At 67.0% G+C, this 13,339-nt stretch carries 12 protein-coding genes and 2 pseudogenes; 7 read left to right on the forward strand and 7 right to left on the reverse strand.

Annotated features, from left to right (window positions below; translation table 11 throughout):
* Positions 1-5: 5 nt before the first annotated feature.
* From zapD to RMP06_RS01470, 3 genes are read right to left on the reverse strand one after another with little or no spacing between them, the layout of a single operon-like run.
* The gene (gene zapD / locus RMP06_RS01460) at positions 6-767 is read right to left on the reverse strand and encodes a cell division protein ZapD (RefSeq protein ID WP_310460003.1); all 762 of its coding nucleotides are present in this window, start codon (positions 765-767) and stop codon (positions 6-8) included.
* A gap of 48 nt (positions 768-815) precedes the next feature.
* Positions 816-1,406: a dephospho-CoA kinase gene (gene coaE / locus RMP06_RS01465; RefSeq protein ID WP_310460121.1), complete on the reverse strand. Its 591-nt coding sequence runs from the start codon at positions 1,404-1,406 to the stop codon at positions 816-818.
* Between the two features lie 17 nt (positions 1,407-1,423).
* Positions 1,424-2,293 carry a prepilin peptidase gene (locus RMP06_RS01470; protein WP_310460004.1) on the reverse strand — a complete coding sequence of 290 codons (870 nt, stop codon included), beginning with the start codon at positions 2,291-2,293 and terminating at the stop codon, positions 1,424-1,426.
* Between the two features lie 126 nt (positions 2,294-2,419).
* Between RMP06_RS01470 and RMP06_RS01475 the strand changes: the two genes are divergently transcribed.
* A complete protein-coding gene (locus tag RMP06_RS01475) occupies positions 2,420-3,502 on the forward strand; it encodes a YncE family protein (RefSeq protein WP_310460005.1) in 1,083 nt (360 codons plus the stop codon).
* Positions 3,503-3,508: 6 nt separating this feature from the next.
* Here the strand turns inward: RMP06_RS01475 and RMP06_RS01480 are convergent, their stop codons facing one another.
* Positions 3,509-4,735: a type II secretion system F family protein gene (locus RMP06_RS01480; protein ID WP_310460006.1), complete on the reverse strand. Its 1,227-nt coding sequence runs from the start codon at positions 4,733-4,735 to the stop codon at positions 3,509-3,511.
* A 38-nt stretch (positions 4,736-4,773) separates the two neighbouring features.
* Complete coding sequence (gene pilB / locus RMP06_RS01485; protein WP_310460007.1) at positions 4,774-6,498, reverse strand: type IV-A pilus assembly ATPase PilB; 1,725 nt, start codon at positions 6,496-6,498, stop codon at positions 4,774-4,776.
* Positions 6,499-6,825: 327 nt separating this feature from the next.
* On the opposite strand from pilB, the gene htpG reads away from it, so the two are divergent.
* The 6 genes and pseudogenes from htpG to RMP06_RS21430 all read left to right on the forward strand — a co-directional run.
* The gene (gene htpG / locus RMP06_RS01490) at positions 6,826-8,730 is read left to right on the forward strand and encodes a molecular chaperone HtpG (protein ID WP_310460008.1); all 1,905 of its coding nucleotides are present in this window, start codon (positions 6,826-6,828) and stop codon (positions 8,728-8,730) included.
* Positions 8,731-8,761: 31 nt separating this feature from the next.
* Entirely contained in the window at positions 8,762-9,196 is a 435-nt protein-coding gene (locus RMP06_RS01495; RefSeq protein WP_310460009.1) for a DUF2946 family protein, read from the forward strand.
* A gap of 73 nt (positions 9,197-9,269) precedes the next feature.
* Positions 9,270-9,839, forward strand: a complete 570-nt coding sequence (locus RMP06_RS01500; RefSeq protein ID WP_310460010.1) for a YcnI family copper-binding membrane protein — start codon at positions 9,270-9,272, stop codon at positions 9,837-9,839.
* 142 nt (positions 9,840-9,981) lie between these two features.
* On the forward strand, positions 9,982-10,497 hold the full coding sequence (locus tag RMP06_RS01505; protein ID WP_310460011.1) for a DUF1269 domain-containing protein: 516 nt from the start codon (positions 9,982-9,984) through the stop codon (positions 10,495-10,497).
* Between the two features lie 51 nt (positions 10,498-10,548).
* A pseudogene (locus RMP06_RS01510) lies at positions 10,549-11,123 on the forward strand (cytochrome c oxidase subunit II); the annotation flags it as partial.
* Positions 11,101-11,286 (forward strand): annotated as a pseudogene (locus tag RMP06_RS21430) (hypothetical protein); the annotation flags it as partial. The pseudogenes RMP06_RS01510 and RMP06_RS21430, both read left to right, overlap by 23 nt.
* Here RMP06_RS21430 and RMP06_RS01515 read toward each other — a convergent pair.
* Together RMP06_RS01515 and RMP06_RS01520 are read right to left on the reverse strand one after the other, a co-directional pair.
* On the reverse strand, positions 11,214-12,281 hold the full coding sequence (locus RMP06_RS01515) for a serine/threonine protein kinase (protein ID WP_310460012.1): 1,068 nt from the start codon (positions 12,279-12,281) through the stop codon (positions 11,214-11,216). The pseudogene RMP06_RS21430 and the gene RMP06_RS01515 overlap by 73 nt on opposite strands.
* Positions 12,282-12,309: 28 nt before the next feature.
* Positions 12,310-13,152, reverse strand: a complete 843-nt coding sequence (locus RMP06_RS01520) for a DUF2726 domain-containing protein (protein ID WP_310460013.1) — start codon at positions 13,150-13,152, stop codon at positions 12,310-12,312.
* Positions 13,153-13,339: the final 187 nt, after the last annotated feature.

Below are 13,339 nucleotides of genomic sequence, written 5' to 3' on the forward strand. Positions count from 1 at the left end.
TCAGGTCAAGCGCACAGCGTCAGCGGGAGCTGGATGCTGTCGGTCATCGGGCGCAGCTTGCCCTCGTGGTCGGCGCGGGTCAGGCGGATGGCCAGCAGCACGCGGTTGCCGCTGATCTCGGGGATCAGGTGCGAGGTCGGATCGACCTGCAGCCGCGCGAGCAGCAGCGGGCGGCTGCCGGTCAGGTTCTGCTGGAACAGGCCGCTGCGGAACGGCACCATCTGCGTCACACCCGCCTCGCGCAGCAGCCCGAGATTCACCTCCAGCGCCTCGGCCAGCGGATCGAGCACGCCGACCCAGCGCAGCAGATCGTGCCGGCGCCGGTTGGCCGGTTCCTGCTGCCAGGCGAAGTAGGCGGGCAGGTCGAACTCGCAGGTACCGCCGGGGATGTTGATCCGGCTGCGCACGCTCATGAGCCATTCGTTGGACGACAGTGTCTGTTCGGGTTTGGCGGGTGTTGCCTGCAGACGGCGGTGGGCACTGCTGATGCGGTCGATGGCGAGATTGAGCGCCCCTTCCGAGATGGACGGGTTGCCGCGGTAGCCCTCGAAGAGTTCGTGCTGGCGGGCGAGTTCCTGCAGCAGGTCGGTGCGGAAATCGGTGCGCGAGGTCACGTCCATGATCTCGAACAGCGTCGCCAGTGCGTAGTGGTGGTCGGTGGCGCTGTCCTTGGGGACGAGCTGTGCCAGACGCGTGAACAGACGCTCCAGCCGCAGCATCGTGCGGATGCCTTCAGTGAAAGGGTATTCGTAGTAGATCAAGGCCATGCGCTCCCACGGTCCGGGCGCTGGCGCGGCCCGGTCGAGACGATTGTTTCACAGCCAGCCGGACCAGATCCTGCGAACTTCGGTGGCCAGTTCTGCCAGTTCAAGCCCATCGTTGACGATTACGTCATCGGCCACGGCCAGCCGCTGTGCCCGGCTGGCCTGCTGGTCGATGATGCGCTGCACGGCCTCGGCGGTCCAGCCATTGCGTTGCATGACACGGCTGATCTGGGTCTCGACGGCGCAGTCGATCACCAGAATCCGGTCCACCTGCGCCCGCCAGCGGCCGGACTCGACCAGCAGCGGCACATCGAACACGACGATCGCCCCGGCCGGTGCGGCAGCGGCATCGATGCGGGTGTCCTCGCCGATCATGGGATGCAGGATCGCCTCCAGTGCGCGGCGCTGGGCCGGGTCGGCGAAGACCCGCTCGCGCATGCGGGCGCGGTCCATGGCGCCGTTGTCGGCGATCACTTCCGCGCCGAAGTGCGCGGCGAGGGCGGGGATGGCCCGTCCGCCCGGTGCGGTCAGGCGGTGGGCGATGGCGTCGGTGTCCACGGTCCAGGCGCCCAGGTCGCGCAGCATGCGGCAGACGGTGCTCTTGCCGCTGCCGATGCCGCCGGTCAGCCCGACACGTCGCACCGGCTGGCGCGCAGGCTTCACGCCCAGCCCATCCACCGCATCACCCGCTCGCTGCCCGCCAGCAGCACGACCGCGCCGCCGCCCGCCAGGAACGGACCGAACGGCACATAACGCCCCTCGCGCAAGTTGGCGCTGAGCTTCATTCCGATGCCCACCACCGCGCCGAGCAGCGATGCACCCAGCACGATCGGCAGCAGCATCGCCGGCCCCAGCCACGCGCCCAATGCGGCGAGCAGCTTGAAGTCACCCGCGCCCATGCCGTCCTTGCCGGTGGCGAGCTTGAACAGCCAGAAGATGCTCCACAGGCCCAGGTAGCCCGCGACCGCGCCCCAGAGCGACTGGCTCAGCGTCAGCGGAATCCAGCCCATCGCGGCGGCGATCAACCCGGCCCAGGCCAGCGGCTGGGTCATCGAGTCCGGCAGCAGCGTGGTGTCCCAGTCGATCAGCGACATCGCCAGCAGCATCGCGGCGAACGCGCACCACAGCAGCGTCACGGGCTGCGCGCCAAAGCGCCAGCCGATCGCGGCGAACAGCAGCCCGCAGCCCGCCTCGACCAGCGGATAGCGCAGCCCGATCGGCGCCCGGCAGGCCGAGCAGCGCCCACCCAGCCGGAGCCAGCCGACGAGCGGGATGTTCTCGTGCCAGCGCAGCACATGGCCGCAGTGCGGGCAGCGTGAGCGCGGGCGCGACAGGCTCAGCGGCGCGCCGTCGTCACCAGGTGGGCGGGTGGCCTCGATGCCGAGCAACTCGGCACTCTCGGCGCGCCACTGGCGCTCCATCATGATCGGCAGCCGATGCACCACCACGTTGAGGAAGCTGCCAATGCACAGCCCTAGCAGCGCCAGGGTGGCTGGAGAGAGCAGCCATGCCTGGCTCAATGCATGCATATTGGGGTCAGAGGGGATCTACGCATGGTGCTCCCGCAAGGTTGGTCAAGAATCCATTCTCGCCCAGTCTGGTCGGTGCTGCGACGGGCGATTCAGTGGATCAGCACCGGTGTCCGGAGTTTTCTCATGCGTCCTCAATTCAAGGTGTCTTGCCTCGCGGCGGGTGTGTTGTCCTTATGTGCCGCTGCGCCCGTGCTGGCCTTCGACGGCTGGCGGCTGGTGGACAGCACCACGCTCGACAGCACCGGATCGGCCTGGGACTATGTCAACTTCGACCCTGCCTCCAACCGCCTCTACATTGGCCACCGCAAGGAAGGCTTGCAGGTGTTCGATGTGGGGACGAAGAAGCTGCTCAAGACGGTGGCCGGTACCCCGGCGGCCAGCTCCAACGGTGCCACCCTGGTGCCCGAGCACGACCTGGGCATCTCGAACAACGAAAACGGCACCGTGACGCCGTTCCGCCTGTCCACGCTGGAGGCGTCCGAGCCGATCAAGCTCGGCGACGAACTCGACACCAGCCATTACGACCCGGTGACCCAGCGCATCATCGTCAACATGGCCGCTGGCAAGGAGGGCACCGATCTGGTCGTGCTGCAGGCACCCTCGCTCAAGCAGGTCGGCGTCATCCGCGTCCCGACCAAGAAACCCGAGCACGCCGAATCCGACGGGCAAGGCAATTTCTACCTCGCTGCGCGCGACACCGAAAAGGTCTACCGCATCGACACCCGCGAGCTGAAGGTCACGGCGGAATGGGCCACCCCCGGCTGCGGCCAGACCAACAGCACGGCGATCGACCGTGCCAACCGCCGCCTCTTCCTGGGCTGCCGGGGCAATGCCAGCACCAAGCCGTCGTTCGCGGTGATGAATCTGGACACCGGCGCGCTGGTCTACATGGCCGAGGTCGGCGGGGGCAACGACGGCGTGGTGTTCGACGCCGAACTCAAGCGCATCTTCCTGTCCAATGGCGTCAACGCCATCCTGAATGTGTTCGAGCAGCAGGGGGCTGACAGCTACCGCCCGGTCGAAGCACTCGGCACACCGGCCGGCATGCGCTCGCTGGCCCTCAACCCGGCCACGCACCAGCTGTACGCAGTGACGGCGGAAGGCTCGGCCGACTACGCCAAGAAGATCACCACGTCGGTGTCGCCGTACTACGCCAACACCTTTTTCCCGAACAGTTTTCGCGTGATGACCTTCGGACGGCGCTGAGGCCCGTCAGACCACCTGGCCCAGCTTGAAGATCGGCAGGTACATCGCGACCACGATGCCACCGATGATGGTGCCGAGGATCACGATGATGATCGGCTCCATCAGCGTGGACAGGCCCTTGACCGCCTCGTCCACTTCCTGCTCGTAGAAGTCGGCCACCTTGGCGAGCATCTGGTCGAGCGAGCCGGACTCCTCGCCGATCGAACTCATCTGCAGCACCATGCTCGGGAAGATCCCGGTCGACTGCATCGACGAGGTCAGCGCTGCGCCGGTGGCCACGTCGCGCTGGATCTGCTCGGTGGCCAGCGCGAACACCGCGTTGCCCGACGCTCCGCCCACCGAATCCAGTGCCTCCACCAGCGGCACGCCGGCGGCGAACATGGTGGACAGCGTGCGGCACCAGCGCGCGACGGTCGCCTTGTGGACGAGATCGCCGAACACGGGCAGCTTGAGCAGCGTGCGGTCCAGGGCCACCTGCATCTTCGGCGAGCGGCGCCAGCTCTCGATGAGGAAGTAGACCGCGCCGATCATGCTGCCGAAGATCAGCCACCAGTAGTCGACGAAGAACTCCGACATCGCGATCACGACCAGCGTCGGCGTGGGCAGGTCGGCGCCGAAGGAGCTGAAGATCTGCTTGAACGAAGGAATCACGAAAATCATGATCACCGCGACCACGACGAAGGCCACGACCAGCACCGCCACCGGATACACCAGCGCCGCCTTGATCTTCTGCTTCAGCGCCATGGTCTTTTCCTGGTAGGTCGCCAGGCGGTCGAGCAGGGCTTCCAGGATGCCGGCGGCTTCACCGGCTTCAACGAGGTTGCAGTAGAGCGCGTCGAAATGCAGCGGATGGCGGCGCAGCGCGGCCGACAGGCTGGTACCGGTTTCCACATCGCCGCGGATGTCGTTGAGCATGCGTGTCAGGCGCGGATTCGGGCTGCCGCGGGCCACGATGTCAAAAGCCTGCAACAGTGGCACACCCGCCTTCAGCATCGTCGAGAGCTGCCGCGTGAAGATCGCGATGTCCTTGCCCTTGATGGACTTTCCGCCCGAGAGCCGGCGCTTCCTGACCTTGTTGACGAGGATGCCCTGGCGACGCAGGCTGGCGTTGACCATGGCTTCGCCGCCGGCGCGTATTTCGCCGCGGACGGCCTTGCCATTGCGGTCGCGACCTTCCCACTCAAAGACGAAGTCCTTGATTTTCTTCGATGCTGGTGCAGCCGCTGTGGCCATTGCGTCTCCGTCCGCCGGTCACCGGCTCGTTCGTTGGGTCACTGGTTGGTGACCGAAATCACTTCTTCCAGTGTCGTCACCCCCACGCGAACCTTGAGGAGTCCCGACCCCCGCAGGTCGCGCACGCCCTCGCGCTGGGCCTGGGTGGCGATGTCGATCGCGTTGCCTTGCGCCAGGATGATGCGCTGGAGGGCTTCGGTGATCGGCATGACCTGGTACAGACCCACCCGCCCACGGTAGCCGTTGTTGCAGGCCGAGCAGCCGACCGCCTTGTAGGGCTTCCAGGAGCCGTCCAGATCCTCGCTCTTGTAGCCCGCGCGCAGCAGCGCCTCGCGCGGGAAATCCGCGGGTGCCTTGCAGTTCTCGCACAGCCGCCGCGCCAGCCGCTGCGCGGTGATCAGGATCACGCTGGCGGCGATGTTGAACGGCGGCACGCCCATGTTGAGCAGCCGCGTCAGCGTGGTCGGTGCATCGTTGGTGTGCAGCGTGGACAGCACCAGGTGGCCGGTCTGGGCAGCCTTCATGGCGATGTCGGCGGTGTCCAGATCGCGGATTTCGCCGACCATGATCACGTCCGGATCCTGGCGCAGGAATGCCTTCAGCGCGGTGGCGAAGTTCATCCCCGCCTTGTCGTTGACGTTGACCTGGTTGACGCCGGGCAGGTTGATTTCGGCCGGGTCTTCCACGGTCGAGATGTTGATGCCGGGCTGGTTCAGGATGTTCAGGCAGGTGTAGAGCGACACCGTCTTGCCCGAACCGGTCGGGCCGGTGACCAGGATCATCCCGTACGGACGGCGGATGGCGTGCATCAGCCGCTCCTTCTCGTCGCGCTCGTAGCCCAGCGCATCGACGCCGAGCTTGGCCGAGGACGGGTCGAGGATCCGGATCACGATCTTCTCGCCGAACAGCGTCGGCAGCGTGCTGATCCGGAAGTCGATCGCCTTGTTGCCGAACTTCAGCTTCATGCGGCCGTCCTGCGGCACACGCTTCTCGGCGATGTCGAGCCGGCTGATGACCTTGATGCGCGACGCCAGCTTGTCCTTGATCGCGATCGGCGGCTGCGTGATCTCGCGCAGCTCGCCGTCGATGCGGAAGCGCACCCGGTAGGTGTTCTCGTAGGGCTCGAAGTGCAGGTCGGAGGCGCGCATGTTGATCGCGTCGATCAGCATCTTCTGCAGGAAGCGCACGACGGGCGCGTCCTCGACCTCGGCGGTGACTTCCTCGTCGGGCTTGGCGTTCGGGTCCTGCTCCTCGACGTCGAAATCGAACTCGCCGGAGACGATCGAGTCCAGCGCGTCGTTGGCCGAGGTGGTCTTGGCGTCGACGATGCGGGCGAGCTTGTCGTACTCGACGACGATCCACTCCGGCGTGAGCTGGGTGGCGAACTTGATGCGGTCGACGGCTTCCTGGTCGGTCGGATCCGCGCCACCGATGAACAGCCGGTTGCCGCGCTTGCCCAGCACCAGCACCTGGTACTGCGACAGCGTGCGCGTGTCGACCAGGTTCTGCGGCAGCCGGGTGATGTCGACGACATCCAGATCCAGCAGCGGAATGGCCAGCGCCGCCGACAGCGAGTGCGCCAGATCGGCCGGACTCAGTGCCTGCGCGGCGACCGCGGCCGAGACGAAGCTGCGGCGCTGCTCGCGGGCTGAGCGTGCAAGGTCTTCGGCGACCCGCGAGGTGATCTTGCCGGCGTGTACCAGCACGCGCGCGACCCCGGACAGGGTGCTCTGGGGTCCATCGGTGAGGGTGTCGGCTGCCACGGAGTCGGTCGGATTGGCGGAAGTGAAAATCGAATGGTGGATGATCGGCGATCCGGCCCGTGCTGTAAATCACGTCGGACCAGCCCGGAGGTACGGGGGATGGCCCCGTTCATCCGAGGGTCCGCTTGTAACGCAGGCGCCATGCCCGCGGACAGCCGCATGCAAGCCAGAGTGCCTTGCCGTATCAATTCCTTGCAAATCAGCGAGAAAAATCACGTCGCTGAGCGGTACTGCCCGGACCTCCCGTGGTTCAGTTCGTGCCCTTGAAAACCCCGCGCCAGCCCTCATCCTGCAAGCCATCCAAGCGCAAGAGAGACCAGACCGACCATGGACAAGCAAACCCTGTCATTCCAGGCCGAAGTGAAGCAGCTGCTGCACCTCGTCACGCACTCGATGTACTCGAACAAGGAGATCTTCCTGCGCGAGCTGGTCTCCAACGCATCGGACGCCTGCGACAAGCTGCGCTTCGAGGCCCTGAACAACAACGCGCTGTTCGAGGACCAGCCGAACCTGGAAGTCCGTGTCAGCTTCGACAAGGCCGCCCGCCGCATCGTCATCAGCGACAACGGCATCGGCCTGTCGGCGCAGGAGGCCATCGAGCACCTCGGCACCATCGCCAAGAGCGGCACCCGCGAGTTCATGGGCAAGCTCGAAGGCGAGCAGGCCAAGGACGCCAACCTGATCGGCCAGTTCGGCGTGGGCTTCTACTCGGGCTACATCGTGGCCGACCGCATCACGGTGGAGTCGCGCCGCGCCGGCGTGGCGATCACCGAAGGCGTGCGCTGGAGCAGCGAAGGCACGGGCGACTTCGAGGTCGAGACCATCACGCGCGAAACGCGCGGCACCGATGTCATCCTGCACATCCGCGAGGGCGAGGACGAGTTCCTGTCCACCTGGAAGCTCAAGTCCATCATCAGCAAGTACAGCGACCACATCTCGCTGCCGGTGCTGATGCGCAAGGAGAGCTGGGACGCCGAGAAGGGCGAGAACGTCGTCTCCGAGGACTGGGAGCCGGTCAACAAGGCTGCAGCCCTCTGGGCGCGCAGCAAGAGCGACATCACCGACGCCGAGTACAAGGCGTTCTACGAACAGCTCACCTACGACACCACCGCCCCGCTGGCCTACACGCACAACCGCGTCGAAGGCCGCACCGAGTACACGCAGCTCCTGTACATCCCGGCCAAGGCGCCGATGGACCTGTGGAACCGCGACAAGCGCGGCGGCGTGAAGCTCTACGTGAAGCGCGTCTTCATCATGGACGACGCCGAGGCGCTGATGCCGACCTACCTGCGCTTCGTCAAGGGCGTGATCGACTCGGCCGACCTGCCGCTGAACGTGAGCCGCGAGCTGCTGCAGGAAAGCCGCGATGTGAAGGCGATCCGCGAAGGCTCGACCAAGCGCGTGCTGTCGATGCTCGAAGCGCTGGCCGACAGCAGCGACGAGCAGACCGCCGCCGCCGACAAGGCCAAGTACGCCGCCTTCTACAAGGAGTTCGGCGCGGTGCTCAAGGAAGGTGTCGGCGAGGACCACACCAACCAGGAGCGCCTGGCCAAGCTGCTGCGCTTTGCCTCGACGCACGCGGACGAGGGTGTCGCGCTGGCCGACTACGTGTCGCGCATGAAGGACGGCCAGGAAGCCATCTACTACATCACCGCCGACACGCTGGCCGCCGCCAAGAACAGCCCGCAGCTCGAGATCTTCAAGAAGAAGGGCATCGAGGTGCTGCTGTTCACCGACCGCGTGGACGAGTGGATGCTGAGCCACCTCTACGAGTTCGAGGGCAAGAACCTGCAGAGCGTCGCCAAAGGTGCGGTCGATCTGGGCTCGCTCCAGGACGAGGAAGAGAAGAAGCAGGCCGAAGTCGCCGCCGAAGGCTTCAAGCCGACGCTCGACCGTCTCAAGACTGCGCTGGGCGAGCGTGCCAAGGACGTGCGCGTGACGACCCGGCTGGTCGATTCCCCGGCCTGCCTCGTGACCGAAGAAGGTGACATGAGCGGCCACCTGGCACGTCTGCTCAAGCAAGCCGGGCAGGCTGCGCCGTCGTCCAAGCCAGTGCTCGAAGTCAACGCCGACCACGCGCTGGTGAAGAAACTCGCCGCGCTGCCGGAAGGATCGGGCACGTTTGACGACCTTGCGCAGGTGCTGTTCGACAACGCGCTGCTGGCCGAAGGCGGCCAGCTCGACGACCCGGCCGCGCACGTCAAGCGCATCCAGGCCCTGATCCTGGGCTGACCGCGGCGCACTCCTGCGGGATAATCGCAGGATGCTCACCACGTCCTGGCGCCGCCTTGTCAGTTGGGCCGGCATCGCGCTGGTCCTGCTGAACGTGCTCGTGCCGACGCTGTCGCACGCGCTGCGGGCGGCCGATCCGGCGGCGTCGCGGCAGGCCCATCGGGAGATGGTGCTGGCCGTGGCCGGTGACTGGTGCGTCAGCGGTGGTGCTGGTCGGGCCAATGCCGATGACCTGCGGGTGATCGATTCGGCGGTTTCGCTGGAATCGACCCTCCAGCATCTGTCGGCCTGCGACTTCTGCGACCACGCGCCGCTGGCCTGTGCTGCACTGCCGCTGCCGGTGGTGGCTGGCTTTGATCCCGCGCCCCTTGTGGCGTCCGCCGTGCGCTTCGAGGCATTTGCCGCTGCGATCCTGCGCCGGCACGACTTCAGGCTGCCCCTCAGCCACGCGCCTCCCCTGGTCTGAAACCGATCGATCCGTGCCGGACTGCCACGCCGTGGCGGCCGGGCTGGTGCTTGCTTTTCAGACCTGACCTCTCATGCGCAATCTGTTCGTTTCCGTTCTCCGTCGCACGCTGGCGCTGCTGGCCGCCTCGACGCTGCTGTTCTCCTCCGGCACCCGCGCCCACGTCGCGCTCGACACCCCATCGGCCATCGCCGGCAGTTATTACAAGGCCGTGCTGCTGGTCGGCCACGGCTGCGAGGGCGGCCAGCCCACCCACACCGTGACCGTGCGCGTCCCCGCCGGCTTCAAGGGCGCCAAGCCGATGCCAAAACCGGGCTGGGCGCTGTCGATCCGGCGCGAGCCGCTGGCCCAGCCCTACACCAGCCACGGCAAGACCGTCACCGACGACGTGGCCGAGATCGTCTGGGCCGCCCGGAGCGACGAGGCCCGCCTGCCGGATGTGCAGTACGACGAGTTCGTGCTGCGCGGCCAGTTGCCGGCTGCGGCGGGGCCGCTGTGGTTCAAGGTCAGCCAGCGCTGCCCCGTCGGGCAGCTCGACTGGGTGGAGGTGCCGGCGACCGGGACGTCCACCCAGGGTCTGACCGCACCGGCCGTGCGGCTGGATGTCGAGCCAGCTGGCGACACGGGGCATGGGCACCACTGAAGGGGCAGGCGCAGGCCCGGGACTGCTGGTCGGAGCGCGGTGTTTGCCCAAAGAGATGACGCCGGAAATGGTCATCCTCCCTGTGGATGCACCCGGCCGGGATCGGGTGTAGAAGTGGGCTGTGGTCCCTCAGGAGGTCATCATGCGCAGACGTCTCTATTGGCTGTTGCCCGATCTGGTCAGTGCCCGACGGACGATGGATGACTTGCTTCTGGCGCGCATTGCCGAGGAGCATCTCCATTTTGTCGGACGCGAGAGCGCCGACATGTCTGGCCTGCACGTGGCCAATGTGCTGCAGACTTCCGATGTCGTGAAGGCTGCCGAATGGGGGGTCGGCATCGGTGCCGTGCTGGGGGCCGCCACAGGTGTGAGCCTGGGATGGCTGGACCTGTTCGGGGCCGCACCGCCCTCGGCGGTTCTGGTGGTGGTGATGGGCATCGCCGGGGCGCTGTTCGGGGCCTGGGCCTCCAGCATGATCGGTGTTTCCGTGCCCAGCGAGCGCATCAAGCGGTTCGCTCCTGCTGTCGAGGCCGGGCAGATCCTGATGATGGTGGACGTGCCGCGGTCCCGCGTCGAAGAGATCGAGCAACGCCTGAAATCGCTGCATCCCGAGGCGCACCTGGAGGGTCTCGAACCCAACATCCCGGCATTCCCCTGAGCGGTTGCCGCCGGGCGGCAACTGTCCAGAGATCGGACAGGCAGACAGCCCATGGTCATCGCAATCGTCTTGCTGCTGATCGTCGTCGGGTCGGTTCTGTTCCAGTGGTTCACCCCGTGGTTCTCGACGCCGCTGGCCTCCAACTGGCAGTCGATGGACGACATGCTGGTCATCACGCTGGTCGTGACGGGAGTGTTCTTTGTCGGCATCAACCTGTTCATCGTCCTGACGCTGTGGCACTACCGCCACCGTGCCGGTTCCCGGGCGGCCTACCAGCCCGAGAACCGCCCGCTGGAACGCTGGCTGATCGGCCTGACGGCGCTGGGCATCGTGGCGCTGCTGGCGCCGGGCCTGGCGGTCTATGCCCGCTATGTGCAGGCACCGGGCGACGCGATGGTGCTCGAAGTGGTCGGCTGGGGCGCAGCGATGTCCGCTTTGTCAGCGCCACCAATCCGCTGGGGCTCGATCCCACCGACCCGGCCGGGCAGGATGACGTCCTGGTGCTGGGCAACGAGGTCCGTCTGCCGCAGGGCCGGCCGGTCCGGGGGCTGATGCGCTCGAACGACGTGCTGCACGATTTCTTCGTGCCCCCGTTGGGGCGGGCTGCGCTGGGGCCTGATCCTGGCCGTCTTCATGCATCTTGCGTGGGAGCGGATGGCGCTGGTCTGCGCCATCCTGCTGCCACCGCTGTGCCTGCTGGTGCTGGCCTTCGCCACTCAGGCGACCAGTGGCTCTTCCTGCATCGCCTCGACCTGCTCGTGGAGCTGCATCGTCTGCTGCGCCCAGTAGGACGGACTCTCGAAGTTCGGGAAGGCGATCGGGAAGGCCGGATCGTTCCAGCGCCGCGCGATCCAGGCGCTGTGCTGGACGATGCGCAGCGTGCGCAGCGGCTCGATCAGCGCCAGCTCGCGGCGGTCGAATTCACGGAAGGTCTCGTAGCCATCGAGCAGGGCGCCGAGCTGCGCCTGCATCTCGTGGCGTTCGCCGCCGAGCAGCATCCACAAGTCCTGAATCGCCGGGCCGTTCACGGCGTCGTCCAGATCGACGAAGTGCGGGCCATGGCTGGTCCACAGCACGTTGCCGGCGTGGCAGTCGCCGTGGATGCGCATCAGCTCGGGCGCCCCATGCCGCTCGAAGCGCACGTCCACGGCGTCCAGCGCGCGCAGGCAGGCGCTGTGCCAGCCACCGAGGGCGCCCATCGGCAGCAGGTCGCTGTCCACCAGCCACTGCACCGAGGCACGCGCCGCAGCGCTGCCCTCCAGCGTCACGCGGTGCTCGAAACGCTGCTGCTGGCCGACCAGATGCAGGCGCGCCAGAAAGCGGCCGATCCACTCCAGCGTCTGCGGATCTTCGAGTTCGGGGGAGCGGCCGCCACAGCGCGGGCTGACGCCGTAGCGCCAGCCGCCGAGCTTGGCGAGCGTCGGCGGATCACCGAGCAGTTCGATGCCAGCGGCTTCGGGGCGCAGATCGTCGGCGACGCGCAGCATCAGTGGTGGCACGGCGGGCACTTCGGCGTCGGCCAGTGCCTGGGCGAAGGTGTGTTCTTCGAGGATCTGCGCGTCGCTCCAGCGGCCAGCGCGGTAGAACTTCGCGACCACCACGCCCGGCAGCGGCGCGGCTGGGTCGAGACTTTCCTCCAGATGGACCTGGAAGACGCGGTTCTCGTAGGAGTTGAGCTGCAGGATGCGGCCGTCGCCGCGCAGACCGGCGGCGTCGAGCGCGTCGAGCACCGCGTGCGGGGTCAGGCCGGCGTAGGGCTGGTCGAGGTCATGGGATGCGGTCATCCCGCATCCTAGACCAGCCACCTGCCGTTCAGCGGCGTCCGATGATGTCGCCGCCCGCGTCGCCGGAGGGGCCGAAGTCGCCCGGCTGGAACTTGCTGGTGGACGGACCGGCCCAGTTTTTCGGGCCGGCGGTTGGCGAGGCGGGGCTGCGCACGGGGGTGTCGTCGAAGGGATCGCGCTGTGTTTCGGGGGCAAAGAAGGAGTCCTGCGAGAAACCGGATTCGTACCACTGGCCGCCCGCTGCAGCGGCAGGGGCGCTCGACGCACCAGGCACGGCAGGTGCGGCGGCACGTGGAGCCGCTGCGTGGTTCGTGGCCGGGCGGGCGTGGGTTTCCGGCAATCCGCCAGGCACGGCCGGGCGCTGGCCCTGGCCGTCACCGTTGGCGGGCACCAGCAGTTGCAGCTCCGTGGCCGTCGGCAACTGGTCCGAGCGGCAACGCACGTAGCGGATGCGGCAGGCTTCGAGCACCGCCAGCTTGATGGCAGAGACGCGCTTGGCCGGCGGGCGGTTCGGGCGTTCGATGTCCACGGCGGCCAGCACGCGGCCGTTTTCCGCGCAGACCACGAAGCTCACGTGGATCGGTCCGAGCAGGTTGAACCAGTAGCGCAGCTCCTCGCGGTCCTCCGGCTGGCAGAAACGCACCAGCGGCAGCTTGGCCAGGATCGTGTGGTGCGGCAGGGCGGTACGCAGCTGGCGGTAGAGCGCGCGCTCTTCGGGCGAGAAGATCGGGCGCTGGGTCAGCGGCCATTCGGTGGGCAGGTCAACGGCTTTGGTGGACGAGGTGCTGCCGGAGCGGCGCAGCACCAGGACCGCCAGTCCGACGATGCCGGCGATCGCGGCGAGGGCGAGGATCCAGACTTGGGTGGGCATGGTGCGTTCCGGGCAATGAAGTGAACAGGGCGGGTCTGAAACGGTTTAATCGGCTGAATCGGCCAGCACTTGGGCGTCATCCTATGCAATTATGTAACTCGTTGTGAATGCCTTGTCCAAGTGAAACTGAATGCTGATTCAGGGACCGGAAACGAAAAACGGCAGACACACGGTCTGCCGATGGAGA

This window comes from Sphaerotilus sp. (genome assembly GCF_031429695.1).
Taxonomy (GTDB): domain Bacteria; phylum Pseudomonadota; class Gammaproteobacteria; order Burkholderiales; family Burkholderiaceae_C; genus Sphaerotilus.